The 26378-nt window shown below is 62.1% G+C and carries 30 protein-coding genes and 2 pseudogenes; 31 read left to right on the top strand and 1 reads right to left on the bottom strand.

Translation table 11 applies throughout. The features are described 5' to 3' along the window. The first annotated feature begins 76 nt into the window (after window positions 1–76). The 7 genes and pseudogenes from rpoC to rpsJ all read left to right on the top strand — a co-directional run bounded on the left by rpoC (window position 77) and on the right by rpsJ (window position 11701). Window positions 77–4321: a DNA-directed RNA polymerase subunit beta' gene (rpoC, locus tag F7R26_RS19050; protein WP_150985751.1), complete on the top strand. Its 4245-nt coding sequence runs from the start codon at window positions 77–79 to the stop codon at window positions 4319–4321. Between the two features lie 283 nt (window positions 4322–4604). After that, the gene (gene recQ, locus F7R26_RS19045) at window positions 4605–6470 is read left to right on the top strand and encodes a DNA helicase RecQ (RefSeq protein ID WP_150985750.1); all 1866 of its coding nucleotides are present in this window, start codon (window positions 4605–4607) and stop codon (window positions 6468–6470) included. A 355-nt stretch (window positions 6471–6825) separates the two neighbouring features. Next, window positions 6826–7203: a 30S ribosomal protein S12 gene (gene rpsL, locus F7R26_RS19040; protein ID WP_006162330.1), complete on the top strand. Its 378-nt coding sequence runs from the start codon at window positions 6826–6828 to the stop codon at window positions 7201–7203. Window positions 7204–7429: 226 nt separating this feature from the next. Next, window positions 7430–7900: a 30S ribosomal protein S7 gene (gene rpsG, locus F7R26_RS19035; protein WP_035876146.1), complete on the top strand. Its 471-nt coding sequence runs from the start codon at window positions 7430–7432 to the stop codon at window positions 7898–7900. 119 nt (window positions 7901–8019) lie between these two features. Further along, window positions 8020–10122: an elongation factor G gene (gene fusA, locus F7R26_RS19030; protein ID WP_150985749.1), complete on the top strand. Its 2103-nt coding sequence runs from the start codon at window positions 8020–8022 to the stop codon at window positions 10120–10122. A 77-nt stretch (window positions 10123–10199) separates the two neighbouring features. After that, window positions 10200–11298, top strand: a pseudogene (gene tuf, locus F7R26_RS19025) (elongation factor Tu). A 94-nt stretch (window positions 11299–11392) separates the two neighbouring features. Beyond that, complete coding sequence (rpsJ, locus tag F7R26_RS19020) at window positions 11393–11701, top strand: 30S ribosomal protein S10 (RefSeq protein ID WP_006160488.1); 309 nt, start codon at window positions 11393–11395, stop codon at window positions 11699–11701. A gap of 111 nt (window positions 11702–11812) precedes the next feature. Here rpsJ and F7R26_RS19015 read toward each other — a convergent pair whose 3' ends face one another. Beyond that, window positions 11813–12817 carry an AraC family transcriptional regulator gene (locus F7R26_RS19015; RefSeq protein WP_150985748.1) on the bottom strand — a complete coding sequence of 335 codons (1005 nt, stop codon included), beginning with the start codon at window positions 12815–12817 and terminating at the stop codon, window positions 11813–11815. 240 nt (window positions 12818–13057) lie between these two features. Between F7R26_RS19015 and F7R26_RS19010 the strand changes: the two genes are divergently transcribed. From F7R26_RS19010 to rplO, 24 genes and pseudogenes are all read left to right on the top strand, one after another. Next, a complete protein-coding gene (locus F7R26_RS19010; protein ID WP_150985747.1) occupies window positions 13058–14287 on the top strand; it encodes a dienelactone hydrolase family protein in 1230 nt (409 codons plus the stop codon). Between the two features lie 120 nt (window positions 14288–14407). Beyond that, window positions 14408–15196 carry an SDR family oxidoreductase gene (locus F7R26_RS19005; RefSeq protein WP_150985746.1) on the top strand — a complete coding sequence of 263 codons (789 nt, stop codon included), beginning with the start codon at window positions 14408–14410 and terminating at the stop codon, window positions 15194–15196. 68 nt (window positions 15197–15264) lie between these two features. After that, window positions 15265–16477, top strand: a pseudogene (locus F7R26_RS19000) (styrene monooxygenase/indole monooxygenase family protein). A gap of 1 nt (window position 16478) precedes the next feature. After that, window positions 16479–16970 carry a flavin reductase family protein gene (locus tag F7R26_RS18995; RefSeq protein WP_150985745.1) on the top strand — a complete coding sequence of 164 codons (492 nt, stop codon included), beginning with the start codon at window positions 16479–16481 and terminating at the stop codon, window positions 16968–16970. Between the two features lie 236 nt (window positions 16971–17206). Beyond that, entirely contained in the window at window positions 17207–17857 is a 651-nt protein-coding gene (gene rplC, locus F7R26_RS18990; RefSeq protein ID WP_035870770.1) for a 50S ribosomal protein L3, read from the top strand. An 11-nt stretch (window positions 17858–17868) separates the two neighbouring features. Further along, window positions 17869–18489: a 50S ribosomal protein L4 gene (rplD, locus tag F7R26_RS18985; protein WP_006160474.1), complete on the top strand. Its 621-nt coding sequence runs from the start codon at window positions 17869–17871 to the stop codon at window positions 18487–18489. Further along, window positions 18486–18800, top strand: a complete 315-nt coding sequence (gene rplW, locus F7R26_RS18980; protein WP_006160473.1) for a 50S ribosomal protein L23 — start codon at window positions 18486–18488, stop codon at window positions 18798–18800. The genes rplD and rplW overlap by 4 nt, the downstream gene beginning before the upstream one ends. Window positions 18801–18802: 2 nt before the next feature. Next, window positions 18803–19633 (top strand): 50S ribosomal protein L2, encoded by an 831-nt coding sequence (gene rplB, locus F7R26_RS18975; RefSeq protein WP_043350353.1) that lies wholly within the window; start codon window positions 18803–18805, stop codon window positions 19631–19633. A gap of 21 nt (window positions 19634–19654) precedes the next feature. Beyond that, entirely contained in the window at window positions 19655–19930 is a 276-nt protein-coding gene (rpsS, locus tag F7R26_RS18970; RefSeq protein ID WP_006160471.1) for a 30S ribosomal protein S19, read from the top strand. A gap of 9 nt (window positions 19931–19939) precedes the next feature. After that, window positions 19940–20269 (top strand): 50S ribosomal protein L22, encoded by a 330-nt coding sequence (rplV, locus tag F7R26_RS18965; protein ID WP_006160469.1) that lies wholly within the window; start codon window positions 19940–19942, stop codon window positions 20267–20269. A 9-nt stretch (window positions 20270–20278) separates the two neighbouring features. Next, entirely contained in the window at window positions 20279–21088 is an 810-nt protein-coding gene (gene rpsC, locus F7R26_RS18960; protein ID WP_150985744.1) for a 30S ribosomal protein S3, read from the top strand. Between the two features lie 2 nt (window positions 21089–21090). Further along, a complete protein-coding gene (gene rplP / locus F7R26_RS18955) occupies window positions 21091–21507 on the top strand; it encodes a 50S ribosomal protein L16 (RefSeq protein ID WP_006160465.1) in 417 nt (138 codons plus the stop codon). A gap of 11 nt (window positions 21508–21518) precedes the next feature. Further along, window positions 21519–21713 (top strand): 50S ribosomal protein L29, encoded by a 195-nt coding sequence (gene rpmC / locus F7R26_RS18950; RefSeq protein WP_006160464.1) that lies wholly within the window; start codon window positions 21519–21521, stop codon window positions 21711–21713. Further along, window positions 21710–21988 (top strand): 30S ribosomal protein S17, encoded by a 279-nt coding sequence (gene rpsQ / locus F7R26_RS18945; RefSeq protein WP_006160462.1) that lies wholly within the window; start codon window positions 21710–21712, stop codon window positions 21986–21988. The genes rpmC and rpsQ overlap by 4 nt, the downstream gene beginning before the upstream one ends. A gap of 276 nt (window positions 21989–22264) precedes the next feature. After that, the gene (rplN, locus tag F7R26_RS18940) at window positions 22265–22633 is read left to right on the top strand and encodes a 50S ribosomal protein L14 (RefSeq protein WP_017225233.1); all 369 of its coding nucleotides are present in this window, start codon (window positions 22265–22267) and stop codon (window positions 22631–22633) included. Between the two features lie 9 nt (window positions 22634–22642). Beyond that, window positions 22643–22951: a 50S ribosomal protein L24 gene (rplX, locus tag F7R26_RS18935; protein ID WP_043350346.1), complete on the top strand. Its 309-nt coding sequence runs from the start codon at window positions 22643–22645 to the stop codon at window positions 22949–22951. A 25-nt stretch (window positions 22952–22976) separates the two neighbouring features. Then, window positions 22977–23519 (top strand): 50S ribosomal protein L5, encoded by a 543-nt coding sequence (gene rplE / locus F7R26_RS18930; protein ID WP_006160458.1) that lies wholly within the window; start codon window positions 22977–22979, stop codon window positions 23517–23519. Between the two features lie 9 nt (window positions 23520–23528). Continuing rightward, window positions 23529–23834: a 30S ribosomal protein S14 gene (rpsN, locus tag F7R26_RS18925; protein WP_006160456.1), complete on the top strand. Its 306-nt coding sequence runs from the start codon at window positions 23529–23531 to the stop codon at window positions 23832–23834. Between the two features lie 27 nt (window positions 23835–23861). Beyond that, window positions 23862–24257, top strand: a complete 396-nt coding sequence (rpsH, locus tag F7R26_RS18920) for a 30S ribosomal protein S8 (protein ID WP_006160454.1) — start codon at window positions 23862–23864, stop codon at window positions 24255–24257. Between the two features lie 10 nt (window positions 24258–24267). Further along, window positions 24268–24801, top strand: a complete 534-nt coding sequence (rplF, locus tag F7R26_RS18915; protein WP_043350342.1) for a 50S ribosomal protein L6 — start codon at window positions 24268–24270, stop codon at window positions 24799–24801. 11 nt (window positions 24802–24812) lie between these two features. Further along, window positions 24813–25169, top strand: coding sequence for a 50S ribosomal protein L18 (rplR, locus tag F7R26_RS18910; RefSeq protein ID WP_035870751.1), 357 nt, complete (start codon window positions 24813–24815; stop codon window positions 25167–25169). A 21-nt stretch (window positions 25170–25190) separates the two neighbouring features. After that, the gene (gene rpsE, locus F7R26_RS18905; RefSeq protein ID WP_006160449.1) at window positions 25191–25709 is read left to right on the top strand and encodes a 30S ribosomal protein S5; all 519 of its coding nucleotides are present in this window, start codon (window positions 25191–25193) and stop codon (window positions 25707–25709) included. A 13-nt stretch (window positions 25710–25722) separates the two neighbouring features. Further along, window positions 25723–25905 carry a 50S ribosomal protein L30 gene (rpmD, locus tag F7R26_RS18900; RefSeq protein WP_006160440.1) on the top strand — a complete coding sequence of 61 codons (183 nt, stop codon included), beginning with the start codon at window positions 25723–25725 and terminating at the stop codon, window positions 25903–25905. 22 nt (window positions 25906–25927) lie between these two features. Beyond that, entirely contained in the window at window positions 25928–26362 is a 435-nt protein-coding gene (gene rplO, locus F7R26_RS18895) for a 50S ribosomal protein L15 (RefSeq protein ID WP_006160439.1), read from the top strand. The last annotated feature ends 16 nt before the right edge of the window (window positions 26363–26378 follow it).

The raw sequence follows: 26378 nt of genomic DNA, 5'->3' as shown, positions 1-26378 counted from the left end.
CCGCTACGGTTTTCCCACAGGATGAATGCCGCGGGCCCGACATGCTGTCGGGCTGGCGGCGAAACAAGGAGTTGCAATGAAAGCATTGCTCGATCTCTTTAAGCAGGTTCAGCAGGAAGAGCAGTTCGACGCGATCAAGATCGGCCTGGCATCGCCAGAGAAGATCCGTTCGTGGTCGTACGGTGAAGTGAAGAAGCCGGAAACCATCAACTATCGGACGTTCAAGCCCGAGCGCGATGGCCTGTTCTGCGCCAAGATCTTTGGCCCGATCAAGGACTACGAATGCCTGTGCGGCAAGTACAAGCGCCTGAAGCATCGTGGCGTGATCTGCGAGAAGTGCGGCGTTGAAGTGACGCTGGCCAAGGTGCGCCGCGAGCGCATGGGCCACATCGAACTGGCTGCGCCGACCGCGCACATCTGGTTCCTGAAATCGCTGCCGTCGCGTCTGGGCATGGTGCTCGACATGACGCTGCGCGATATCGAACGCGTCCTGTACTTCGAAGCATTCGTGGTGCTCGAACCCGGCATGACCCCGCTCAAGAAGAGCCAGATCATGTCCGAGGACGACTACATCGCCAAGTGCGAAGAGTATGGCGAAGGCGAGTTCGTGGCCATGATGGGTGCCGAAGGCATCCGTGAACTGCTGCGCGGCATCGACATCGAAAAGCAGATCGAAACGATCCGCGCCGAGCTGCAGACCACCGGCTCCGAAGCCAAGATCAAGAAGTTCGCCAAGCGCCTGAAGGTGCTCGAGGCGTTCCAGCGTTCGGGCATCAAGCCGGAATGGATGATCCTGGAAGTGCTGCCGGTGCTGCCGCCTGAACTGCGTCCGCTGGTTCCGCTGGATGGTGGCCGTTTCGCCACCTCGGACCTGAACGACCTGTATCGCCGCGTCATCAACCGTAACAACCGCCTGAAGCGCCTGCTCGAACTGAAGGCGCCTGAAATCATCGTGCGCAACGAAAAGCGCATGCTGCAGGAAGCGGTTGACTCGCTGCTGGACAACGGTCGTCGCGGCAAGGCCATGACGGGCGCCAACAAGCGTCCGCTGAAGTCGCTGGCCGAAATGATCAAGGGCAAGGGCGGCCGTTTCCGCCAGAACTTGCTGGGCAAGCGCGTCGACTACTCCGGCCGTTCGGTCATTGTGGTGGGCCCGACCCTGAAGCTGCATCAGTGCGGCCTGCCCAAGTTGATGGCGCTCGAGCTGTTCAAGCCTTTCATTTTCCACAAGCTGGAAACGATGGGCATCGCCACCACCATCAAGGCGGCGAAGAAGGAAGTGGAAAGCCAGACCGCGGTGGTGTGGGACATCCTCGAAGAGGTGATCCGCGAGCATCCGGTCATGCTGAACCGCGCGCCGACGCTGCACCGCCTGGGTATCCAGGCGTTCGAGCCGGTGCTGATCGAAGGCAAGGCCATCCAGCTGCACCCGCTGGTCTGCGCGGCGTTCAACGCCGACTTCGACGGCGACCAGATGGCTGTTCACGTCCCGCTGTCGCTGGAAGCGCAGATGGAAGCCCGCACGCTGATGCTGGCCTCCAACAACGTGCTGTTCCCGGCCAACGGCGATCCGTCGATCGTCCCGTCGCAAGACGTGGTGCTGGGTCTGTACTACACGACCCGCGACAAGATCAACGGCAAGGGCGAAGGCCTGACGTTCGCCGACATCAGCGAAGTGATCCGCGCCTACGAGAACAAGGAAGTCGAACTGGCTTCGCGCGTGAACGTGCGTATCACCGAGTATGAACTGGTCGACAAGGACGCAGTGGGCGACGCCCGCTTTGCGCCCAAGATCACGCTGCAGGCCACCACGGTCGGCCGCGCGATCATGTCCGAGATCCTGCCGAAGGGCCTGCCTTTCTCGGTGCTGAACAAGCCGCTGAAGAAGAAGGAAATCTCGCGCCTGATCAACACCGCGTTCCGTAAGTGCGGCCTGCGCGAGACCGTGATCTTCGCTGACAAGCTGCTGCAGTCGGGCTTCCGCCTGGCAACGCGCGCTGGTATTTCGATCGCCATCGACGACATGCTGGTGCCGCCGCAAAAGGAAAAGATCATTTCCGACGCGGCTGCCAAGGTGAAGGAATACGACAAGCAGTACATGTCGGGTCTGGTGACCGACCAGGAACGCTACAACAACGTCGTGGACATCTGGGGCGCCGCCGGCGACCAGGTGGGCAAGGCGATGATGGAGCAGCTCCAGCACGAAGACGTGGTCGACCGTCACGGCAACACCGTGAAGCAAGACTCCTTCAACTCGATTTACATGATGGCCGACTCGGGCGCGCGCGGTTCCGCTGCGCAGATCCGTCAGCTGGCCGGCATGCGTGGCCTGATGGCCAAGCCGGATGGCTCGATCATTGAAACGCCGATTACGGCGAACTTCCGTGAAGGCCTGAACGTTCTGCAGTACTTCATCTCCACCCACGGCGCGCGTAAGGGCCTGGCGGATACGGCACTGAAGACCGCGAACTCGGGTTACCTGACTCGTCGTCTGGTCGACGTGACGCAGGATCTGGTGGTGGTGGAAGACGATTGCGGCACGACCAACGGCGTGGCCATGAAGGCCCTGGTCGAAGGCGGTGAAGTGATCGAAGCCCTGCGCGACCGGATTCTCGGCCGTGTGACGGTGTCCGACGTGGTGAACCCTGAAACCCAGGAAACCGCGATCGAGGCCGGCACCCTGCTGGACGAAGACCTGGTCGACATGATCGACGCCATCGGCGTGGACGAAGTGAAGGTGCGCACGCCGCTGTCGTGCGACACGCGCTACGGCCTGTGCGGCATGTGCTATGGCCGCGACCTCGGCCGCGGCGTGCTGGTGAACTCCGGCGAAGCGGTTGGCGTGATCGCCGCTCAGTCGATTGGCGAGCCGGGCACCCAGCTGACCATGCGTACGTTCCACATCGGCGGCGCGGCATCGCGTTCGGCCGTGGCATCGAGCGTGGAAGCGAAGGCAACCGGTACCGTGCGTTTCACGGCGACCATGCGTTACGTCACCAATGCGAAGGGCGAGCTGATCGTCATCTCGCGTTCGGGCGAAGCGCTGATCACCGACGACCACGGCCGTGAGCGTGAGCGCCACAAGATCCCGTACGGCGCCACGCTGCTGGTGCAGGACGGCCAGGCCATCAAGGCTGGCACGCAGCTCGCCACGTGGGACGCGCTGACGCGCCCGATCGTGTCGGAGTACACCGGTACGACCAAGTTCGAGAACGTCGAAGAAGGTGTGACCGTCGCCAAGCAGATGGACGAGGTCACCGGCCTGTCGACCCTCGTGGTGATTGATGCAAAGCGCCGTACGGCTGCCACCAAGGGCCTGCGCCCGCAGGTGAAGCTGCTCGACGCCAACGGCCAGGAAGTGAAGATCCCGGGCACGGACCACTCCGTGACCATCGGCTTCCAGGTCGGCGCGCTGATCACCGTGAAGGACGGCCAGCAGGTGCACGTGGGCGAAGTGCTTGCACGTATCCCGACCGAATCGCAAAAGACCCGCGACATTACCGGGGGTCTGCCGCGTGTGGCCGAGCTGTTCGAAGCGCGTTCGCCGAAGGATGCCGCCGTGCTGGCGGAAGTCACCGGCACCACGTCGTTCGGCAAGGACACCAAGGGCAAGCAACGCCTGGTGATTACGGACCTGGACGGCAACGCCCATGAGTTCCTGATCACCAAGGAAAAGCAAGTCCTGGTGCACGATGGCCAGGTGGTGAACAAGGGCGAAATGATCGTGGAAGGTCCGGCGGACCCGCACGACATCCTGCGCCTGAAGGGCATCGAGGAGCTGGCGCACTACATCGTCGACGAAGTGCAGGACGTGTACCGTCTGCAGGGCGTGAAGATCAACGACAAGCACATCGAAGTGATCGTGCGCCAGATGCTGCGCCGCGTGCAGATCGCGGATGTGGGCGACACCAAGTTCATCCCGGGTGAACAGGTGGAGCGCTCGGAACTGCTTGACGAGAACGATCGCGTGATCGCCGAAGGCAAGCGTCCGGCCACGTACGAGAACCTGCTGCTCGGTATCACCAAGGCGTCGCTGTCCACCGACAGCTTCATCTCGGCGGCATCGTTCCAGGAAACCACCCGCGTGCTGACGGAAGCCGCGATCATGGGCAAGACCGACGACCTGCGTGGTCTGAAGGAAAACGTGATCGTTGGCCGACTGATCCCCGCTGGTACGGGTCTGGCCTACCACCGTGCCCGCAAGGCGCGCGAGGCGGCCGAGCGCGAACGTGCCCAGGCGATCTCCGACGAGGAGCAGTCGCTCTTCATCGAGCCGCCTGTGGTGCAGGCGACGACCGAAGGCGAGGGCGACGCGGTCTAAGACTGCCAGCCTGAGCCTGCAAGCAAGCAGCATGAAGAAGCCCGGCCCTGGTGGCCGGGTTTTTTTTGCCTGTAGCTATATCGCCAGTTTTATTTATCTCGGTGTTTATCGGTCATTTTTATTCGTTGTGTTTATGTGTTGCCGCAGGGGGACGGACCCGTGCTCCATGCGCCGCCAGACGAAAGAAATCCGGGAACATTCGTTACAGGCCGAAGTAGTTAGCCGCGCCCTTGGTGGTATGGTTACGCCTTTCGCGGTCCCACCCCTTTTTTAAGCTGTTGCTATGTCGCGCGCCCTGGCGATTCTCAAGGATGTTTTTGGCTACCACGCCTTCCGCGGCCGGCAGGGGGAGATCATCGACCATGTGGCCGATGGCGGTGATTGCCTGGTCCTGATGCCGACCGGCGGCGGCAAGTCGTTGTGCTACCAGATTCCCGCGCTGCTGCGGCAGCGGGCCGGGCAGGGCACCGGCATCGTGGTGTCGCCCTTGATCGCGCTGATGCAGGACCAGGTCGCGGCGCTGTCCGAGGCGGGCGTGCGCGCGGCAGTGCTGAACTCGACGCTCAGCGGGGCCGAGGCCTCCGCGGTGGAGCGTGATCTGCTCGCCGGCCGGCTGGAAATCCTCTATGTGGCGCCCGAGCGGCTGATGACGCCGCGCTTCCAGGACCTGCTCCAGCGTACCCGTATCGGCGTGTTCGCCATCGACGAGGCGCATTGCGTCTCGCAGTGGGGCCATGACTTCCGACCCGAGTACATCCAGCTATCGGTACTGCACGAGCGCTTCCCGGATGTGCCGCGCATTGCCCTGACGGCCACCGCGGATTCCGTCACGCGCGAGGAAATCGTGGAGCGCCTCGCGCTGCACGACGCCCGCGTCTTCGTCTCCAGCTTCGACCGCCCCAATATCCGTTATCGCATCGTCGAGAAGGACAATGCGCGCCAGCAGTTGCTGGCCTTTATCAAGGCCGAGCACCTGGCCGCGGACGGCACGCACGACAGCGGCATCGTCTATTGCTTGTCGCGCAAGAAGGTGGAGGACACCGCCAGCTACCTCAGCGCCCAGGGCCTCAACGCGCTGGCGTACCACGCCGGTATGGATGCGGGCGTGCGCCAGCACCACCAGGCCCGTTTCCGCGAGGAAGAGGGCGTGATCATGGTGGCCACCATCGCTTTTGGCATGGGCATCGACAAGCCGGACGTGCGCTTTGTGGCGCACCTGGACTTGCCCAAGAGCATGGAAGGCTACTATCAGGAAACCGGCCGCGCCGGCCGCGACGGGCTGCCGGCCAACGCCTGGATGGCCTACGGCCTCGGCGACGTGGTCCAGCAAAAGCGCATGATCGACGAGTCCGAGGCGGACGATGCGCACAAGCGCGTCTCGTCCGCCAAGCTCGATGCACTGCTCGGGCTGTGCGAGACGGCCGGCTGCCGCCGCGTGCGCATCCTTGGCTATTTCGACGAAGCCAGCGAACCCTGCGGTAACTGCGACACCTGCCTGGAGCCGCCCGCTACCTGGGATGGCACACGTGAAGCGCAGATGGCGCTGTCATGTGTCTACCGTACGGCGCAGGCCAGCCGCGTTCATTTCGGCGCGACCCATATGGTCGACGTGCTGCGCGGCAACGCGTCGGAAAAAATCCGTCAATGGGGCCACGACAAGGTCTCCACGTTTGGCATCGGCGCGGACCGTTCGGTCTCTGAGTGGCACGCCATCTTCCGTCAGTTGATCGCCCACGGCCTGCTGGTGATCGACCATGGCGGCCACGGCGCCTTGCTGCTGGGCGACGCTGCCCGCGCAGTGCTCAAGGGCGAGATGCCGATCACCCTGCGCCGCCAGGCCAGCAAGCCAGCCAAGAGCGGCGAGCGTGGCACGCGCGGCTCCGCCGGCACACGTACCGACCATACCGCCGGCATGGACGCCGAGGCATTGGCCAACTGGGAGGCGCTGCGCAAGTGGCGCACCGAGACGGCACGCGAGCACGGTGTGCCGGCCTATGTGATCTTCCATGACGCCACGCTGGCCGAACTGGCACGCAGCGCGCCGGATTCGTTGACGGCAATGGCTGAAGTCCCCGGCATCGGCGCCGCCAAGCTGGAGCGCTACGGCGATGCCATCCTGGAAGCGCTGGGCGCCGTGGAGGACTTTTGAGGCACTGCGCGGACCCAAGCCGAGCAGCATGCTTCTGTCAGAAGCTGCTTGACGGTTTACGTAGTCGCTGCTAGCATGTCAGATTCGAGTTTTTGGCTTTGGATTTCGCTCGCCTGTCGCAATTGTGGCCCTCGGTTCGCAATCGGCAAGCCCGCCAGGGGATCGTGTGATGCTCTGGTGGTGTGGTCGCAGCGGGATCCCAGGCGAGCTCGCGCTCTTTGGCCAGTCTGTTCCTCCACAGGTCCGTCTCAAGAGCGCTCGCTCACTTTTCCCGCCCAAAACCCGTCGTTGCCTCTTCGGCCCATTGCTTGTGGCCCCAGGGGTGTTTTTCCGTAAAACCAAGCTGGATTGAACAATGCCAACTATCAACCAACTGGTTCGCAAGCCGCGTGTCTCTGAAGTCGTCAAGAGCAAGAGCCCGGCGCTTGAGAACTGCCCCCAGCGTCGCGGCGTGTGCACCCGTGTGTACACCACGACGCCGAAGAAGCCGAACTCGGCACTGCGTAAGGTCGCCAAGGTGCGCCTGACCAACGGTTTCGAGGTCATCTCGTACATCGGCGGTGAAGGCCACAACCTGCAAGAACACTCGGTCGTGCTGATCCGCGGCGGCCGTGTGAAGGACTTGCCGGGTGTGCGTTACCACATCGTCCGTGGCTCGCTGGACTTGCAAGGCGTGAAGGATCGTCGCCAGGCACGTTCGAAGTACGGCGCGAAGCGTCCGAAGGCTGCTTAAGGCTAACGCCAGGCAAGCCGGGCACAACGCCCAAAGCAACAAACGATGGCCTGTGGCGGTTGCGTCATGGTGCTGTCACCAGGCGGCGGTACAACGGAGCGTTTATGCGCCGTGCCGTCGAGTAAGTGGTCACCCGGCGAATTTGCCTCGATGGAAGGCAAGCTAGTTGGTGGCCGGAGAGCGGGAAATCATTGCCGCGCTCTCAACTGAATCTAAAGGAAAGAAGATGCCACGTCGTCGTGAAGTCCCCAAGCGGGATATCCTGCCCGATCCGAAGTTCGGTAACGTTGAAGTTGCCAAGTTCATGAACGTCCTGATGCTGGACGGCAAGAAGTCGGTTGCCGAACGTATCGTTTATGGCGCGTTCGACCAGATCGAAAAGAAGGCAGGCAAGGCCCCCGTAGAAGTGTTTTCCGTTGCGATCAACAACGTGAAGCCGGTGGTCGAAGTGAAGAGCCGTCGCGTGGGCGGCGCCAACTATCAGGTTCCGGTCGAAGTTCGTCCGTCGCGTCGTTTGGCATTGGCGATGCGTTGGTTGCGCGAGGCCGCGAAAAAACGCAGCGAGAAGTCGATGGCGCTGCGCCTGGCAGGTGAGTTGCTGGAAGCTGCGGAAGGCCGCGGCGGCGCGATGAAGAAGCGCGACGAAGTGCACCGCATGGCCGAAGCCAACAAGGCGTTCTCGCACTTCCGCTTCTAAAGCGCGCGAGTTATACGCCGTTGGTTGCCGGGCGGGCTGTGTTTTCACACGCTCGCCCGTTTGTGTTACGGGCGTTGGCAATGAGATGCCGGCGTCTCACGGACGAATAGAGGATTAAAGTGGCTCGTAAGACTCCCATTGAGCGCTACCGCAATATCGGTATCTCGGCTCACATTGACGCGGGTAAAACCACCACGACCGAGCGTATCCTGTTCTACACCGGTGTGAACCACAAGATCGGTGAAGTGCATGATGGCGCCGCCACGATGGACTGGATGGAGCAGGAACAGGAGCGTGGCATCACGATCACCTCCGCTGCGACCACCGCCTTCTGGAAGGGCATGGCCGGCAATTACCCGGAACACCGCATCAACATCATCGACACCCCGGGCCACGTGGACTTCACCATCGAGGTGGAGCGCTCCATGCGCGTGCTGGACGGCGCTTGCATGGTCTACTGCGCAGTGGGTGGCGTGCAGCCCCAGTCGGAAACCGTCTGGCGCCAGGCTAACAAGTACGGCGTGCCGCGCTTGGCCTTCGTCAACAAGATGGACCGTACCGGCGCGAATTTCTTCAAGGTCTACGACCAGCTGAAGACCCGCCTGAAGGCTAGCCCGGTTCCCGTCGTTGTGCCCATCGGCGCCGAAGACACCTTCAAGGGTGTGGTCGACCTCATCAAGATGAAAGCGATCATCTGGGACGAGGCCAGCCAAGGCACCAAGTTCGACTACGTGGACATCCCGGCTGAACTGGCCGACTCGTGCAACGAATGGCGCGAGAAGATGGTCGAGGCAGCTGCCGAGTCGAACGAAGAGCTGATGAACAAGTATCTGGAAGAGGGCGAACTGTCCGAAGCCGAGATCATCAAGGGCCTGCGCGACCGTACCATCGCCTGCGAAATCCAGCCGATGCTGTGCGGCACCGCGTTCAAGAACAAGGGCGTGCAGCGTATGCTGGACGCCGTGATCGACTTCCTGCCGTCGCCGGTCGACATCCCGCCGGTCACCGGCGTGGACGACGACGACAAGGAAGTGTCGCGCCGTGCCGCGGACGACGAAAAGTTCTCCGCTCTGGCGTTCAAGATCATGACCGACCCGTTCGTCGGCCAGCTGATCTTCTTCCGCGTCTATTCGGGCAAGGTCAATTCGGGCGACACCATCTACAACCCGGTCAAGAGCAAGAAGGAACGCCTGGGCCGGATTCTGCAGATGCACGCCAACCAGCGCGAAGAAATCAAGGAAGTGCTGGCAGGCGACATCGCCGCCGCGGTTGGCCTGAAAGAAGCCACCACGGGCGACACGCTGTGCGATCCGGACCACATCATCATCCTGGAACGCATGGTGTTCCCGGAGCCGGTGATTTCGCAGGCTGTCGAGCCGAAGACCAAGGCTGACCAGGAAAAGATGGGCATCGCCCTGAACCGCCTGGCACAGGAAGATCCGTCGTTCCGCGTGAAGACCGACGAAGAATCCGGCCAGACCATCATTTCGGGCATGGGCGAGCTCCACCTCGAAATTCTGGTTGACCGCATGAAGCGCGAATTCGGCGTGGAAGCCACCGTGGGCAAGCCCCAGGTTGCATACCGCGAAACCATCCGCAAGACCTGCGACGAAGTGGAAGGCAAGTTCGTCAAGCAGTCGGGCGGCCGTGGCCAGTACGGTCACGTGGTGCTGAAGCTCGAGCCGCAAGAACCGGGCAAGGGCTACGAATTCGTCGACGCCATCAAGGGCGGCGTGGTTCCGCGCGAGTACATCCCCGCAGTGGACAAGGGCATTCAGGACACCCTGAACGCCGGCGTTCTGGCAGGCTTCCCGGTGGTCGACGTCAAGGTCACGCTGTTCTTCGGTTCGTACCATGATGTGGACTCGAACGAAAACGCGTTCAAGATGGCCGGCTCCATGGGCTTCAAGGAAGGCATGCGCCGCGCAAGCCCCGTGCTGCTCGAGCCGATGATGGCCGTGGAAGTGGAAACGCCCGAAGACTTCATGGGTAACGTGATGGGCGATCTGTCGTCGCGTCGCGGCATTATCCAGGGCATGGACGACATGGTCGGCGGTGGCAAGATCCTGCGCGCGGAAGTTCCGCTGGCAGAGATGTTCGGCTACTCGACCTCGCTGCGTTCGGCCACGCAAGGCCGTGCTACGTACACGATGGAGTTCAAGCACTACGCTGAAGCTCCGAAGAACGTAGCCGACGCCGTGATCACGGCACGTGGCAAGTAAGTAAAAAATCCGCCGCCGCGCGTTGTGCGCGGCGGCACTGTGAACACGACATACTGGTTTCGATTAGGAGCTGAAAAATGGCAAAGGAAAAGTTCTCGCGGACTAAGCCGCACGTGAACGTTGGCACGATCGGTCACGTTGACCATGGCAAGACCACCCTGACGGCAGCAATTGCCACGGTGCTGGCAGCCAAGTTTGGCGGTTCGGCCAAGAAGTACGACGAAATCGGCAATACCGCCCACGTCTACGACGGCCCACGTTGATGCCCGGGCCACCTGACTATGTGAAGAACATGATCACGGGCCCGCACGACGATCGGCTGCTGACGGCATGGCCGCGCACATCCTGCTGGCCCGCCAGGTTGGCGTGCCTTACATCATCGTGTTCCTGAACAAGTGCGACATGGTCGACGACGCCGAGCTGCTCGAGCTGGTCGAAATGGAAGTGCGCGAGCTCCTGTCCAAGTACGAATTCCCCGGCGACGACACCCCGATCATCAAGGGTTCGGCCAAGCTGGCACTGGAAGGCGACAAGGGCGAACTGGGCGAGCAAGCCATTCTGGCCCTGGCCGAACAGCTGGACAGCTACATCCCGACGCCGGAACGTGCCATCGACGGTACCTTCCTGATGCCGGTGGAAGACGTGTTCTCGATCTCGGGCCGTGGCACGGTTGTGACCGGTCGTATCGAGCGCGGCATCATCAAGGTTGGTGAAGAAATCGAAATCGTTGGTATCAAGCCGACGGTCAAGACCATCTGCACCGGCGTGGAAATGTTCCGCAAGCTGCTGGACCAAGGTCAAGCTGGCGACAACGTGGGTCTGCTGCTGCGCGGCACGAAGCGCGAAGACGTCGAGCGCGGCCAAGTGCTGTGCAAGCCGGGTTCGATCAAGCCGCACACGCACTTCACCGGCGAGGTCTACATCTTGTCGAAGGACGAAGGCGGCCGCCACACCCCGTTCTTCAACAACTACCGCCCGCAGTTCTACTTCCGTACGACCGACGTGACCGGCTCGATCGAGCTGCCGAAGGACAAGGAAATGGTCATGCCGGGTGACAACGTGTCGATCACGGTCAAGCTGATTGCCCCGATCGCCATGGAAGAAGGCCTGCGTTTCGCTATCCGTGAAGGCGGTCGTACCGTCGGCGCCGGCGTCGTGGCAAAGATCCTCGACTAAGCAAACTTCCTGGAGCAGGCTGGCGGTACAATACCGTCGGCTTGTTCCCATGTTCCAGGGCGCACGCCGCCCATCGCTCTTTTAAGGAAATATCATGCAGAACCAGAAGATCCGTATCCGCCTGAAGGCTTTCGACTATCGCCTGATCGACCAGTCGGCAGCCGAAATCGTGGATACCGCCAAGCGTACTGGCGCGATCGTCAAGGGCCCGGTGCCCCTGCCGACCCGTATCCAGCGCTTCGACATCCTGCGTTCGCCGCACGTCAACAAGACGAGCCGTGATCAGTTCGAGATCCGTACTCACCAGCGCCTGATGGACATCGTCGATCCTACCGACAAGACCGTTGACGCACTGATGAAGCTCGACCTGCCGGCCGGCGTCGACGTCGAAATCAAGGTGTAAGGTATTCCGCACAGGACCGCTCCAAGCGGTTTTGCGCAAACAAGAACGGCGAACTTCGGTTCGCCGTTTTTGTTTTTGCGCTCCCACCCCGACGAATGCGGCCCAGGCGGACTAGCGCCGGCGCAGCGTTTGCCCCGGCGGTTCGCCGAAACTCTTGCGGTATTCCACGCTAAAGCGCCCCAGATGGCCGAAGCCCCAGCGCAGGGCCGCGGCCGTGACCGAGTCGATCGCCGGGTCGTTCAGCAGGTCATGGCGGACACGCTCCAGCCGCACCGCGCGCAGGTAGGCCATCGGGCTGATGCCGCGGTGCTCTCGAAAGCCCGCATAGAGCCCGCGCAGGCTCACACCAGCGATTTCCGCCAGCAGCGTGGGGGTTAGTGGTGCCTGCGCGTGGGCATGGATGTACTCTTCGACCTGCTTCACGTGGCGCGGCGCCAGCGGTTTGCCCCGTGCCCGCATCGCCTCCGCCAGGCTGTGGGGCTGCACTGTCAACAACGTGCCGATCACCAGCTGCTCCAGCTGGCAGGCAGTCAACGGATGCCGCGCCGCGTCCGGCGCCAGCGCCAGCAGGTCCGCCAGGTAGTGCATCAGCTGATACCAGGCCGCCAGGCGGCGCCAACCCATCCCAAGCTCAAAGCGCAGCGGCGCCTGTGACCGATGGCCGAGGTGCGCCGCGCATACCCTCTCCAGCGCACCGCGCTCCACGCGCACGATCAACTGGTCGCTGTCGTGGCTCCAGCGCATCCGCACGGGATCACTCGGCGTGAGCACCGAGGCCATGTCGCGGTCGGAGAGGATCTGCTGCTGGCCGCAATGGATCTGGGCATGGCCTGCCAACGGCATTTGCACAAGCAGGAAATCATCAAGCGGCCCCGGCTCGATCTGGACCTCGGCGCCGTAGGCTAGCCGGTTGAGCGACACCGCGCCAAGCGGTGCATGATGCATGCGGGCAGCCAGCGTCGTGCCGCCGATGGTGAGCTTGTGCGGCTTGAAAACCGTACCCACCGCTGCGCGCGTCTGGGCCTGGTCGGTCGAGGCGAAGACCAGCCGGGTGGGGTCGGATAGCAGGGCGCGTGCCAGCGGCTCGGTGGCCGTGGCCGCGGGGGGCTGAGGCATTGTCTCGCTCCTCGGCGTCATTGGCGCGCCGCTTAGTACATTGGGCCCGGCCAGCCTGCGGGCGGATTCCTTCACACCACTATAGTGGATCGCTCCCCTGCGCCCCTTGCCCGCGCCGGCATTTTCCTGCACTAATCGGATAGCCGCTGCAGCCCGCGGCTAGTTTGCTGCGGTGCGGATCGCCCATGATGGAATCCAGCACGGCAGCCCCAACCCCCCAAAAACAGAGGAGCGCAGCCCATGGGCCAGACTATCCAGATCCACGCCGCCGACGGCACATTCAACGCCTATCTTGCCACGCCCGCATCGGGCAAGGGACCCGGCATCGTGTTGTGCCAGGAAATCTTCGGCGTCAATGCCACCATGCGCGCCGTGGCGGACTACTACGCCGAGGAGGGCTACACGGTGCTGGTGCCGGACTTGTTCTGGCGTATCGCCCCCGGCATCGAACTGGGTGATCGCGGCGAGGACTTTCAGCGCGCCCTGGGCTTGTATCAGCGCTTCGATGAGGCCCTCGGCGTCAAGGATGTCGGTGCGGTGCTGGACGCGCTGCGGGCCCGTCCAGAATGCGTGGGCCAGACCGGAGTGCTCGGTTTTTGCCTCGGCGGAAAGCTCGCCTACCTGGCAGCCTGCCGCCTGGATGGCGTGGCCTGTGCCGTGGCCTACTACGGCGTCGGCATCGAGCATGCGCTGGGCGAGGCGGCCAATATCCAGGGGCGGCTGGTGCTGCATGTGGCCGAGCGCGACGGCTTCTGCCCACCTGAGGCGCAAGCGAAGATCCGCGCAGCCTTGGGCGGCAAGGACGGCATCGAGTTGTACGTTTATCCAGGCGTGGACCACGCGTTCGCGCGCACCGGCGGCGAGCATTTCGACCGCCCGTCGGCGCTGATGGCGCATCAGCGCTCGATAGCCGCGCTGCGCGCAGAGATGGGGCCGCACTACGATTTCTCGGCCCTCTGGGACAAGCACTGCGAATACGAGTTCGCCACCCGCGATGTCGATGCCACGATGGCGACGATGGTGTCGGAACCCTACGTGAACCATATCCCGACCATGACTGGCGGCGTCGGCTACCGGCAGCTCAAGCGCTTCTACCAGAACCATTTCGTCAACAGCAATCCGCCCGATACCTGCCTGATACCGCTGTCGCGCACCGTGGGCGCCAGCCAGATCGTCGACGAGATGCTGTTTTGCTTCACGCATACCTGCGAGGTCGACTGGATGCTGCCTGGCGTGGCGCCCACTGGCAAGCGGGTGGAAATCCCCCTCATCGCCATCGTCAAGTTCCGCGGTGACAAGCTGTACCACGAGCACATCTACTGGGACCAGGCGAGCGTGCTGGTGCAGATCGGCATGCTCGATCCGGCCGGCCTGCCGGTGGCAGGTGTGGAGACCGCGCGCAAGCTGCTCGACGAAACGCTGCCCTCCAACACGCTGATGGCGCGCTGGCAGGAGAGCGAAGGCAAGTAAGGGTAAGGGCCCCTAGGGCAAGTGCAAGCACCACGCATCACTGAAGGGCAAAAGGCCGCACCCGGCAAGTGCCGTCGCAAGGCAGCCGGGCAGCGGCCAAGACAACCAGGAGACAGCGTCATGAAAGGACTGCGGGACAAAGTGGCCATCATCAGTGGTGGCGCCACGTTGATCGGCGTGGGGGTGGCCAGCGCCTTCGTCGAGGCCGGCACGCGCGTGGCCATTCTCGACATCGATGCCGGCGGCGGCGAGCGGGCGGCTGCCGCGCTGGGCGAGCGGGCTTTGTTCGTCCACACAGACATCACCGACGATGCCCAGGTGGCCGCGGCGGTTGCCCGGGTGAGCCAGCACTTCGGTGGCGTCGACTACCTGGTCAACCTGGCGTGCACCTATCTGGACGACGGTTTCAAATCAGGACGGCGCGACTGGCTTGCGGCGCTGGACGTCAATGTGGTTTCCGGCGTGATGCTGGCGCAGGCCGTGCACCCGGCCATGCGGGCGCGCGGCGGGGGCGCCATCGTCAACTTCACCAGTATTTCCGCCAATGTGGGGCAGACGGGCCGCTGGCTCTATCCGGCCTCCAAGGCTGCCATCCGGCAACTTACCCGCAGCATGGCGATGGATCTCGCGCCCGATGGCATCCGGGTCAACGCTGTCTCTCCCGGCTGGACCTGGTGCCGGCTGATGGACGAGGTCAGCGGTGGCAACCGCGAGCGTACCGATCGCGTGGCGGCGGACTTCCACCTCCTTGGCCGCGTTGGCGAGCCCGACGAAGTGGCCCAGGTTGTCCTGTTCCTCTGTTCCGACCACGCCAGCTTTGTCACCGGCGCGGACTATGCGGTGGACGGCGGCTACTCGGCGATGGGGCCGGAGCAGAACGTGCCCGCCATTCCCAGGCTGGCCGATTGACGCTGGCATCGAGCATCCCCCAAGCCGGGGCTTCGATTTTCATCCTGAATATCCAGTAGGAGATTGCCATGAGCCAACGCATTGCCATCGTCGGAGCGGGCCAGTCCGGCCTGCAGATGGCCCTCGGGCTGCAAGCCAAGGGCTATCAGGTCACACTGCTGACCAATCGAACGCCGGACCAGGTCAGGGCGGGCAAGGTCATGTCCAGCCAATGCATGTTCGATCGCGCGTTGCAGGCCGAGCGCGAGCTTGGGCTGAACTGGTGGGACGATAGCTGCCCCCCCGTAGAAGGCATTGGCTTGGCGATTCCGCATCCTGAGCAGGTTGGTGCCAGGCTGATCGACTGGGCCGCCCCGCTCGAGCGCCCGGCGCAGGCTGTGGACCAACGCATCAAGATGCCGGCCTGGATGGAGGCCTTCGCCGAGCGAGGCGGCGACCTGCGCATCGCCGATGCCGGCATCGATGAGCTCGAAGCGCTGACGCTTGAGCACGATCTGGTCCTGCTCGCCGCCGGCAAGGGCGAAATCGTCAGCCGCTTCGAACGTGACGCCACGCGCAGTCCCTTTAGCGCACCGCAACGCGCGCTGGCCTTGACCTATGTGAACGGCATGACGCCGCGCACGCCGTACTCGCGGGTTTGCTTCAACCTGATTCCCGGCATCGGCGAGTACTTTGTGTTCCCCGCGCTGACCTTGAGCGGACCTTGCGAGATCATGGTGTTCGAGGGCATACCGGGCGGACCCATGGACCAATGGGCCGAGGCGCGTACGCCCGAGCAGCACCTGGCTGCCATGGGAAGCGCAACGCTGTGAAAATGTCGCGCTGACCGATGAGCAGGGCATCCTCGCCGGCCGGTTCACGCCAACCGTGCGCCATCCGGTCATGACGCTGCCGTCCGGCCGGCTGGTGTTCGGCATGGCGGACGCAGTGGTAGTCAACGACCCCATCACCGGACAAGGCTCGAACAACGCCGCCAAATGCTGCAAGGTGTATCTGGAGGCGATCGTCGCGCGCGGCGATCGTCCCTTCGATGCCGCCTGGATGACGCAGACCTTCGCCAGCTACTGGCAATACGCCGGTGACGTGGTGAACTGGACCAACTCGCTGCTCACGCCGCCGCCACCGCATATCCTGGCCTTGCTGGGCGCGGCCGGCCAGGCGCCGGCCCTGGCCGCACGCATTGCCAACGGCTTCGACAACCCGCCGGACTTCTTCCCCTGGTGGGCCGATCCCGCCGCCTGCCAGCAACTGATCGACCGGCATTTGCCGCAGGCAGCCTGAGATGGACGCCACTTGTGCCGTGCTCGACACCAAGGCACTGCGCCACGCTTGTGGCCGTTACGCCACCGGCGTGGCGGTCATCGGGGCCTGTGGTGCTGATGACCGCCCGATCGGCCTGACCATCAATTCCTTTGCCTCGCTGTCGCTGGCGCCGCCACTGATCCTGTGGAGTCTCGCCTTAAGTTCGCCAAACGCGGCGCGTTTCGCACCGGGGAACGCCTTCGGCGTCAGCATCCTGCGGGCGGGACACGGCGAGCTCGCCCGGCGCTTCGCCAAGCCCGCAGACGACAAGTTTGCCGGAGTCGCCCATCGGCGATGCCAGCGTGGCGTGCCCTATCTAGATGATGCCCTGGCCACCCTGGCGTGCCGGGTTGAGCGCGCCGATGCCGTCGGCGATCATTTGCTGATCGTCGGCCAGGTGGAGGGCTTTGAGGTAGGGGAAGGGGAGCCGCTGGTATTTTTTGGCGGGGAATTTGTCCAGCTGGGGCGATAGGATCACGCGAAAACATCTCAAAACAACACTGCCCCGTCCGCCCCCGCATACTCGTCAATCCACGCTTGCTCTTTCCAAATCTACGCGATATAGTGTAAGGCTACCCGTTTGTCTATGGGTAGTGGGCTGGCCAGTTTGGCCGCGCGCAGTCTTCTTCAGCGCAAGCCCCGCACTGCAAACACTGTTTTCGTGTATTAATCAGCCCCGGCCAATCGCAGCTGGGAATGGAGCAAACCATGAGCCTTGGCCTTGTAGGTCGCAAGGTTGGCATGACCCGTATTTTCACGGACGACGGCGATTCAATTCCCGTTACCGTGGTCGAGGTCGGCGACAACCGCGTGACACAAATCAAGACGGACGAGACCGACGGTTATACCTCGGTTCAAGTCACTTTCGGCGCACGCCGCGCTAGCCGCGTCACCAAGCCCCTGGCAGGTCACCTTGCCAAAGCTGGTGTTGAAGCTGGTGAAATCATCCGCGAATTCCGCATCGATGCCGCTAAGGCTGGCGAACTGCAACCCGGCGGCACGCTGTCGGTTGACCTGTTCGAAGTCGGTCAAAAGATCGACGTCCAGGGCGTGACCATCGGTAAGGGCTACGCCGGTACCATCAAGCGTCACCATTTCGCATCGGGTCGTGCCACCCACGGTAACTCGCGTTCGCACAACGTGCCGGGTTCCATCGGTATGGCGCAGGATCCGGGCCGTGTGTTCCCCGGCAAGCGCATGACTGGCCATCTGGGTGACGTCACCCGCACCGTCCAGAACCTGGAAATCGCCAAGATCGACGCAGAGCGCAAGCTGCTGCTGGTCAAGGGCGCCATTCCCGGCTCCAAGGGCGGCAAGGTTATCGTTACCCCGGCCGTCAAGGCCAAAGCCAAAGCTTAAGGAGCGAATCAATGGAACTCAAGCTCCTCCAGGACAATGGCCAGATCGGTGCAGGCGTTGACGCCTCGCCCGAAGTCTTCGGCCGTGACTACAACGAAGCCCTCGTTCACCAGGTCGTCGTCGCTTACCAGGCTAACGCTCGCAGCGGTAACCGTAAGCAGAAGGACCGTGAAGAGGTCAAGCACACGACCAAGAAGCCTTGGCGCCAGAAGGGTACGGGTCGCGCCCGTGCCGGTATGTCTTCCTCGCCGCTGTGGCGCGGGGGCGGCCGTATCTTCCCGAATTCGCCGGAAGAGAACTTCACGCAGAAGGTCAACAAGAAGATGTTCCGTGCCGGCATGCGCTCGATTTACTCGCAGCTCGCACGTGAAGGTCGTATCAACGTGGTGGACGGTTTCACCGTCGATGCGCCCAAGACCAAGCTCTTGGCCGACAAGTTCAAGGCCATGGGCCTGGACTCGGTGCTGATCATCACCGACAGCCTCGACGAAAACCTCTACCTGGCTTCGCGCAATCTGCCGCACGTGGCGGTTGTCGAGCCGCGCCAGGCTGACCCGCTGTCGCTCGTGCACTACAAGAAGGTGCTGGTGACCAAGGCAGCCGTCGCGCAGATCGAGGAGTTGCTGAAATGACGCAAGTAGCCAAGAACGATCATCGTTTGATGCAGGTGCTGCTCGCGCCGGTGGTTTCCGAAAAGGCAACCCTGGTCGCCGACAAGAACGAACAAGTCGTGTTCGAAGTCGCTCGCGATGCCAACAAGGCAGACGTGAAGGCGGCGGTCGAACTGCTGTTCAAGGTCGAGGTGCAGTCCGTTCAGATCCTGAACCAAAAGGGCAAGCAAAAGCGTTTTGGCCGTTTCATGGGGCGTCGCAACCACGTGAAGAAGGCTTACGTTTCGCTCAAGCCGGGTCAGGAAATCAATTTTGAAGCGGAGGCCAAGTAATCATGGCACTCGTCAAGACCAAGCCGACGTCCCCGGGCCGTCGCTCCATGGTAAAGGTTGTTAACCACAACCTGCACAAGGGCGCGCCCCACGCTCCGCTGCTGGAAAAGCAATTCCAGAAGTCGGGTCGTAACAATAACGGTCACATCACCACCCGCCACAAGGGCGGTGGTCATAAGCACCATTACCGCGTGGTCGACTTCAAGCGCAACGACAAGGACGGCATCGCCGCCAAGGTCGAGCGCCTGGAATACGATCCGAACCGCAGCGCCAATATCGCGCTGGTGCTGTTCGCCGACGGCGAGCGCCGCTACATCATTGCCACCAAGGGCATGGTAGTTGGCCAAGCGTTGATGAACGGCTCGGAAGCTGCGATCAAGTCGGGTAACAACCTGCCGATCCGCAACATTCCGGTTGGTACCACCATCCACTGCGTGGAAATGCTGCCGGGCAAGGGCGCTCAGATCGCTCGCGCCGCTGGCGGTTCCGCTGTGCTGCTGGCTCGTGAAGGCATCTACGCTCAGGTTCGCCTGCGCTCCGGTGAAGTGCGTCGCGTTCACATCGAATGCCGCGCCACCATCGGTGAAGTCGGTAACGAAGAGCATAGCCTGCGCGTCATCGGCAAGGCCGGTGCAAATCGTTGGCGCGGTATCCGCCCGACGGTTCGCGGCGTTGTGATGAACCCGGTGGACCACCCGCACGGTGGTGGTGAAGGCAAGACCGCTGCTGGTCGTGACCCCGTTTCGCCGTGGGGTACCCCGGCTAAGGGTTACCGTACCCGCAGCAACAAGCGCACTGCCAGCATGATCGTGCAGCGCCGCCACAAGCGTTAATCGGTAGGTAGGAGCCTAGACATGACACGTTCCGCAAAAAAGGGTCCGTTCTGTGACGCCCACCTGCTGAAAAAGGTGGAAGCGGCCTCAGCCGGCAAGGACAAGAAGCCCATCAAGACTTGGTCGCGTCGCTCGACCATTCTGCCGGACTTCATCGGCCTGACGATCGCCGTACATAACGGCCGTCAACACGTGCCGGTGTATGTTTCGGAAAACATGGTTGGCCACAAGCTCGGTGAATTTGCGCTCACGCGTACGTTCAAGGGCCACGCGGCTGACAAGAAAGCGAAGAGGTAAGGTGCCATCATGGAAGTGAAAGCGATTCATCGCGGTGCCCGCATCTCCGCCCAGAAAACGCGCCTGGTCGCTGACCAGATCCGCGGTCTGCCGATCGAACGCGCGCTCAACGTCCTGACGTTTAGCCCGAAAAAGGCGGCCGTCATCGTGAAGAAGGTGGTCGAATCGGCCATCGCCAACGCCGAGCACAACGAAGGCGCCGACATCGACGAACTGAAGGTCAAGACCATCTTCGTCGACAAGGCAACCTCGCTCAAGCGTTTCACGGCACGAGCAAAGGGCCGCGGCAACCGCATCGAGAAACAAACTTGTCACATCACTGTGACGCTCGGCAACTAAGGAGTCACGATGGGACAGAAGATTCATCCGACTGGCTTCCGTCTGGCCGTCAGCCGTAACTGGGCTTCGCGTTGGTACGCCAACAACACGAAGTTCGCCGGCATGCTGAAGGAAGACATCGAAGTTCGCGAGTTTCTGAAGAAGAAGCTCAAGAACGCTTCGGTTGGCCGCGTCGTGATCGAGCGCCCCGCCCGCAATGCACGTCTCACCATTTATAGCTCGCGTCCGGGCGTGGTGATCGGCAAGAAGGGTGAGGACATCGAACTGCTCAAGGCCGAGCTGCAACGCCGCATGGGTGTGCCCGTGCACGTGAACATCGAGGAAATCCGCAAGCCGGAAACCGATGCGCAGCTGATCGCCGACTCGATCACCCAGCAGCTCGAGCGCCGTATCATGTTCCGCCGCGCAATGAAGCGCGCGATGCAGAACGCGATGCGCCTCGGTGCCCAGGGCATCAAGATCATGAGCGCCGGTCGTCTGAACGGCATCGAAATCGCTCGTACCGAGTGGTATCGCGAAGGTCGTGTGCCCCTGCACACCCTGCGCGCCGACATCGACTACGGCTTCTCCGAAGCAGAAACCACCTACGGCATCATCGGTGTCAAGGTGTGGGTCTACAAGGGTGATCACCTCGGCCGCAACGATGCGCCGGTGGTGGAAGAGCCGCAAGACGATCGTCGTCGTCGTCCGGGTGGTGGTCGTCCTGATGGTCGTCGCCGTGAAGGCGAAGGCGGCCGTCCGGGTGGCAACCGCCGCGGTGGCGCGGGTGCCGGTGCAGGTCGCCGCGCTCCTGGCGCAGATGCGAAGAGTGGAGAATAACGATGCTGCAACCTAAGCGCAGAAAATACCGCAAGGAGCAGAAAGGCCGCAACACGGGTAAGGCTACCCGTGGCAACGCCGTGTCTTTCGGCGAATTCGGCCTGAAGGCGATGGGCCGTGGTCGTCTGACGGCTCGTCAGATCGAGTCGGCACGTCGTGCGATGACCCGTCACATCAAGCGTGGCGGCCGCATCTGGATCCGGATTTTCCCGGACAAGCCGATCTCGAAGAAGCCCGCCGAAGTCCGTATGGGTAACGGTAAGGGTAATCCGGAATACTACGTGGCAGAAATCCAGCCGGGCAAGATGCTGTACGAAATGGATGGCGTGACGGAAGAGCTGGCTCGTGAGGCGTTCCGCCTTGCCGCCGCCAAGCTGCCGATCGCTACCAATTTCGTGGTGCGCCAGGTCGGGACGTAAGGAGAGCAGGGATGAAAGCATCCGAACTTCGCGGCAAAGATGCCGCAGGGCTGAACCAGGAGCTCTCCGAGCTGCTGAAGGCCCAATTTAGCCTGCGCATGCAAAAGGCCACCCAACAGCTGCAGAACACCAGCCAGCTGAAGAAGGTGCGCAAGGACATCGCGCGGGTGCAAACCGTGCTGAACGAAAAGGCGACCTCGAAATGACTGAAACTGCACAAACGGAATCGTCGCTTCGCCGCACGCTGGTCGGTCGGGTAGTTAGCGACAAGATGGACAAGACCGTCACGGTCTTGATCGAAAACCGCGTCAAGCATCCTCTGTACGGCAAGTACGTGCTGCGTTCCAAGAAGTACCACGCACACGACGAAGCCAACCAGTACAAGGAAGGCGACAAGGTCGAGATCCAGGAAACGCGTCCGCTGTCGCGGACCAAGTCCTGGGTGGTTTCCCGTCTGGTCGAAGCTGCGCGCGTCATCTAAAAAACCACACGGTTTTCGGTTGACTTGCGAGTCCAGGGTTATGTGCTATAATCCTGGACTTCCGCTTTGTTGCATTCGCCTTAGTTGTATCACCCCGGCGAATCGGTGAAGCGAACCTAGCCGAGCGGCTCCTGATTAACCATGTTCAGGCCGCCTGGTAACTACCGACTTCAAAGTTGATCAACCCAAACGGTTGCTGGCGCAAAGCCAGGGGCTGACGGGACCAAGACTGACCGGCGGGCGTTGCCCGGTGGATTAAGTTGGGAAGATAACACCATGATTCAGACAGAAAGCCGGCTCGAAGTAGCCGATAACACTGGTGCGCGCGAAGTTCTGTGCATCAAAGTGCTGGGTGGGTCCAAGCGCCGCTATGCGAGCGTGGGCGACATCATCAAGGTGACCGTTAAGGACGCAGCGCCGCGCGGTCGCGTGAAGAAGGGCGATATTTACAACGCCGTCGTCGTGCGCACCGCCAAGGGCGTGCGTCGCGCTGATGGTTCGCTCGTCAAGTTCGACAGCAATGCCGCTGTCTTGCTGAACACCAAGCTCGAGCCGATCGGCACCCGTATTTTCGGGCCGGTGACTCGTGAACTCCGTACCGAGCGCTTCATGAAGATTGTGTCGCTCGCGCCGGAAGTGCTGTAAGGAGCCGCCATGAACAAGATTCGTAAAGGCGACGAAGTCATCGTCCTGACCGGAAAAGACAAGGGCAAGCGCGGCACCGTGCAAGCCATGCTCGGCGAGAAGGTTGTGGTGGAAGGCGTCAACGTTGCCAAGAAGCACGCACGTCCGAACCCCATGCTGGGCACCACCGGTGGTGTGGTCGACAAGGTCATGCCGCTGCATATTTCTAACGTTGCGCTCGTGGATGCCAATGGCAAGCCGTCGCGCGTCGGCATCAAGGTGGAAGACGGCAAGCGTGTACGCGTGCTGAAGACCACCGGTGCCGTCGTGGCAGCTTGATTCTGGGCACAGATAGGAGTTGAGCATGACTGCACGTCTGCAAGAGTTTTACAAAGAACAAGTAGTACCGAAGCTGATCGAACAATTCGGCTTCAAGTCGGTCATGGAAGTGCCGCGCATCACCAAGATCACCCTGAACATGGGCCTTGGCGAAGCCATCAATGACAAGAAGGTCATTGAGCTGGCCGTGGGCGACCTGACCAAGATCGCCGGCCAAAAGCCCGTGGTGACCAAGGCCAAGAAGGCAATCGCCGGCTTCAAGATCCGCCAGGGTTATCCCATCGGCGCGATGGTGACGCTGCGCGGCGAACGCATGTTCGAATTCCTGGATCGTCTCGTGACCGTGGCCCTGCCGCGCGTGCGTGACTTCCGTGGTGTTTCGGGCCGCTCGTTCGATGGTCGTGGCAACTACAACATCGGTGTGAAAGAGCAGATCATTTTCCCCGAAATTGAGTACGACAAGATCGACGCACTGCGTGGTCTGAACATCAGCATCACGACGACGGCGAAGAATGACGAGGAAGCCAAGGCACTCCTCGCAGCATTCAAGTTCCCGTTCCGTAATTAAGGGGTAACCGTGGCTAAATTGGCTCTGATTGAACGTGAGAAGAAGCGCGCTAGGCTCGTGGCAAAGTATGCCGACAAGCGTGCGACCCTCAAGGCCATTATCGACGACCAAGAGAAGTCGGAAGAAGAGCGTTATAGCGCGCGTCTCGAGCTGCAGCAGCTCCCGCGCAACGCGAACCCGACTCGCCAGCGTAACCGCTGCGCGATCACCGGTCGTCCCCGCGGTACCTTCCGCAAGTTTGGCCTGGCGCGTAATAAGATCCGTGAAATCGCCTTCCGTGGCGAAATCCCGGGTCTGACGAAAGCCAGCTGGTAATTACGCACAGGCTACAGGAGAAACAGTATGAGCATGAGCGATCCTATCGCCGATATGCTGACGCGCATCCGCAACGCCCAAGGCGTGCAGAAAGTGTCGGTTGTCATGCCGTCGTCGAAGCTGAAAGTGGCAATCGCCAAGGTCCTTAAGGACGAAGGCTACATCGACGACTACGCCGTGAAAGAAGAAGGCGGCAAGGCACAACTGAGCATCGGTCTGAAGTACTACGCTGGCCGTCCGGTCATCGAGCGCATTGAGCGCGTCTCGAAGCCTGGTCTGCGTGTGTACAAGGGCCGCAGCGACATCCCCCAAGTGATGAACGGCCTCGGCGTCGCAATCATCTCGACCCCCCAGGGTCTGATGACCGATCGCAAGGCACGTGCCACTGGCGTGGGCGGCGAAGTTCTTTGCTACGTCGCGTAAGGAGTAGACCATGTCCCGTGTAGGTAAGGCTCCCATCGCGCTGCCCAAAGGCGCAGAAGTCAATGTGGCGGCTGGCGTGCTCTCCGTTAAGGGCCCGCTCGGCACGCTGACGCAGCCGATTCACAGCCTGGTCAAGGTCAATGTCGAAAATGACACGCTGACCTTTGCTCCGGTCGACGAATCGCGCGAAGCAAACGCACTGCAGGGCACCATGCGCGCCCTGGTGGCCAATATGGTCAAGGGTGTAACCGCCGGTTTCGAGCGCAAGCTTAACCTGGTCGGCGTGGGCTATCGTGCCCAGCTGCAAGGTACTGCGCTGAAGCTCCAGCTTGGTTTCTCGCACGACGTGATCCATGCGATGCCGGAAGGCGTGACGGCGGCAACGCCCACGCAGACCGAGATCATCATCAAGGGTGCGGACAAGCAGAAAGTCGGTCAGGTGGCTGCGGAAGTCCGCGCGTACCGTCCGCCTGAGCCCTATAAGGGCAAGGGCGTTCGCTACTCGGACGAGCGCGTCATCCTGAAGGAAACCAAGAAGAAGTAAGGGGTGCAATCATGAACAAGAAAGACGCTCGTTTGCGCCGTGCACGTCAGACCCGCGCCAAAATCGCGGAGTTGAAGGTCAACCGTCTGACCGTGTTCCGTACGAATTCGCATATTTACGCCCAGGTCTACTCGCCGTGCGGCACGCAAGTGCTGGCATCGGCTTCGACCGTCGAGGCAGAAGTGCGCAAGGAACTGACCGGCAGCGGTGCTACCGCAGCCGCCGCGACCCTGATTGGCAAGCGCATCGCCGAAAAGGCGAAGGCAGCTGGCGTGGAAACCGTTGCGTTCGATCGCGGCGGCTTCCGCTTCCATGGTCGCGTGAAGGCACTGGCTGACGCAGCACGCGAAGCCGGCCTTAAGTTCTAAGCGCACATAGAGAGATACGTCATGGCAAAAATGCAAGCAAAAGTCCAGCAGGACGAACGCGACGACGGCCTCCGCGAGAAGATGATCTCGGTCAACCGCGTCACCAAGGTGGTGAAGGGTGGCCGGATTCTCGGTTTCGCTGCGCTGACCGTGGTTGGTGACGGCGATGGCCGCATCGGCATGGGCAAGGGCAAGGCTAAGGAAGTGCCGGTTGCGGTTCAGAAGGCAATGGACGAAGCCCGTCGCAAGATGGTCAAGGTCTCGCTGAAGAACGGCACGCTGCAACACGAAGTCGTTGGCAAGCACGGCGCCGCCAAGGTGCTGATGATGCCCGCCAAGGAAGGTACCGGCGTGATCGCTGGTGGCCCGATGCGCGCGATTTTCGAAGTGATGGGCGTGACCAACGTCGTGACCAAGTCGCACGGCTCGACCAATCCGTACAACATGGTTCGCGCCACGCTGGACGGTCTTCAAAAGATGAGCACGCCGGGCGAGATCGCCGCCAAGCGTGGCAAGTCTGTTGAAGACATCCTCGGTTAAGGAGTCGGACGAAATGTCGCAACAAACCGTTAAAGTGCAACTCGTGCGCAGCCTGATCGGCACGCGCGAGGATCATCGCGCCACCGTCCGTGGCCTGGGCCTGCGCCGTATCAACTCGGTGTCGGAGCTGCAGGACACGCCCGCCGTGCGCGGCATGATCAACAAGGTCTCGTACCTGGTCAAGGTTCTGGCCTGAGTCCCGGGACACGGAGAGCAAGATGCAACTCAACAACCTGAAACCGGCTGACGGTTCGAAGCACGCCAAGCGTCGCGTCGGCCGCGGTATCGGCTCCGGCCTGGGCAAGACTGCCGGCCGTGGTCACAAGGGTCAGAAGTCGCGTTCGGGCGGCTTCCACAAGGTCGGCTTCGAAGGCGGTCAAATGCCGCTGTATCGTCGCCTGCCGAAGCGTGGCTTCACGTCGCTGACGAAGGCCTTCAACGCTGAAGTGACCCTGCGTGATATCGAGCGCCTGGAAGCCACCGAGGTGGACCTGCTGGTTCTGAAGCAAGCTGGCCTGGTGGCTGAGCTGGCAAAGAGCGCCAAGGTCATCAAGGCTGGTGAGCTGACCCGCAAGGTTACGATCAAGGGTCTGGGCGCCACCGCTGGTGCCAAGGCTGCGATCGAAGCCGCCGGCGGTCAGATCGCGGCGTAATTTAGCAGCAGATTTC

Origin of the sequence: Cupriavidus basilensis (genome assembly GCF_008801925.2) — a bacterium.
Lineage (GTDB): Bacteria > Pseudomonadota > Gammaproteobacteria > Burkholderiales > Burkholderiaceae > Cupriavidus > Cupriavidus basilensis.
The sequence above is the reverse complement of the archived record's forward strand: the minus strand, read 5'-3'. Positions and strand labels throughout refer to the sequence as shown.

Bases quoted from the DNA above. Each gene is read 5' to 3' on its own strand.
- rplP (WP_006160465.1), top strand. From the start codon at position 21,091: ATGCTGCAACCTAAGCGCAGAAAATACCGCAAGGAGCAGAAAGGCCGC.
- recQ (WP_150985750.1), top strand. From the start codon at position 4,605: ATGTCGCGCGCCCTGGCGATTCTCAAGGATGTTTTTGGCTACCACGCC.
- F7R26_RS19005 (WP_150985746.1), top strand. From the start codon at position 14,408: ATGAAAGGACTGCGGGACAAAGTGGCCATCATCAGTGGTGGCGCCACG.
- rpsQ (WP_006160462.1), top strand. From the start codon at position 21,710: ATGACTGAAACTGCACAAACGGAATCGTCGCTTCGCCGCACGCTGGTC.
- rpsS (WP_006160471.1), top strand. From the start codon at position 19,655: ATGACACGTTCCGCAAAAAAGGGTCCGTTCTGTGACGCCCACCTGCTG.
- rpsE (WP_006160449.1), top strand. From the start codon at position 25,191: ATGGCAAAAATGCAAGCAAAAGTCCAGCAGGACGAACGCGACGACGGC.
- rpsL (WP_006162330.1), top strand. From the start codon at position 6,826: ATGCCAACTATCAACCAACTGGTTCGCAAGCCGCGTGTCTCTGAAGTC.
- rplN (WP_017225233.1), top strand. From the start codon at position 22,265: ATGATTCAGACAGAAAGCCGGCTCGAAGTAGCCGATAACACTGGTGCG.
- rpoC (WP_150985751.1), top strand. From the start codon at position 77: ATGAAAGCATTGCTCGATCTCTTTAAGCAGGTTCAGCAGGAAGAGCAG.
- F7R26_RS19010 (WP_150985747.1), top strand. From the start codon at position 13,058: ATGGGCCAGACTATCCAGATCCACGCCGCCGACGGCACATTCAACGCC.
- F7R26_RS19015 (WP_150985748.1), bottom strand. From the start codon at position 12,817: ATGCCTCAGCCCCCCGCGGCCACGGCCACCGAGCCGCTGGCACGCGCC.
- rplE (WP_006160458.1), top strand. From the start codon at position 22,977: ATGACTGCACGTCTGCAAGAGTTTTACAAAGAACAAGTAGTACCGAAG.
- rplR (WP_035870751.1), top strand. From the start codon at position 24,813: ATGAACAAGAAAGACGCTCGTTTGCGCCGTGCACGTCAGACCCGCGCC.
- rplX (WP_043350346.1), top strand. From the start codon at position 22,643: ATGAACAAGATTCGTAAAGGCGACGAAGTCATCGTCCTGACCGGAAAA.
- rpsJ (WP_006160488.1), top strand. From the start codon at position 11,393: ATGCAGAACCAGAAGATCCGTATCCGCCTGAAGGCTTTCGACTATCGC.
- rpsC (WP_150985744.1), top strand. From the start codon at position 20,279: ATGGGACAGAAGATTCATCCGACTGGCTTCCGTCTGGCCGTCAGCCGT.
- rplD (WP_006160474.1), top strand. From the start codon at position 17,869: ATGGAACTCAAGCTCCTCCAGGACAATGGCCAGATCGGTGCAGGCGTT.
- rpmC (WP_006160464.1), top strand. From the start codon at position 21,519: ATGAAAGCATCCGAACTTCGCGGCAAAGATGCCGCAGGGCTGAACCAG.
- rplF (WP_043350342.1), top strand. From the start codon at position 24,268: ATGTCCCGTGTAGGTAAGGCTCCCATCGCGCTGCCCAAAGGCGCAGAA.
- rpmD (WP_006160440.1), top strand. From the start codon at position 25,723: ATGTCGCAACAAACCGTTAAAGTGCAACTCGTGCGCAGCCTGATCGGC.
- rpsH (WP_006160454.1), top strand. From the start codon at position 23,862: ATGAGCATGAGCGATCCTATCGCCGATATGCTGACGCGCATCCGCAAC.
- rpsG (WP_035876146.1), top strand. From the start codon at position 7,430: ATGCCACGTCGTCGTGAAGTCCCCAAGCGGGATATCCTGCCCGATCCG.
- rplO (WP_006160439.1), top strand. From the start codon at position 25,928: ATGCAACTCAACAACCTGAAACCGGCTGACGGTTCGAAGCACGCCAAG.
- rplB (WP_043350353.1), top strand. From the start codon at position 18,803: ATGGCACTCGTCAAGACCAAGCCGACGTCCCCGGGCCGTCGCTCCATG.
- rplW (WP_006160473.1), top strand. From the start codon at position 18,486: ATGACGCAAGTAGCCAAGAACGATCATCGTTTGATGCAGGTGCTGCTC.
- rplC (WP_035870770.1), top strand. From the start codon at position 17,207: ATGAGCCTTGGCCTTGTAGGTCGCAAGGTTGGCATGACCCGTATTTTC.
- rplV (WP_006160469.1), top strand. From the start codon at position 19,940: ATGGAAGTGAAAGCGATTCATCGCGGTGCCCGCATCTCCGCCCAGAAA.
- F7R26_RS18995 (WP_150985745.1), top strand. From the start codon at position 16,479: ATGGACGCCACTTGTGCCGTGCTCGACACCAAGGCACTGCGCCACGCT.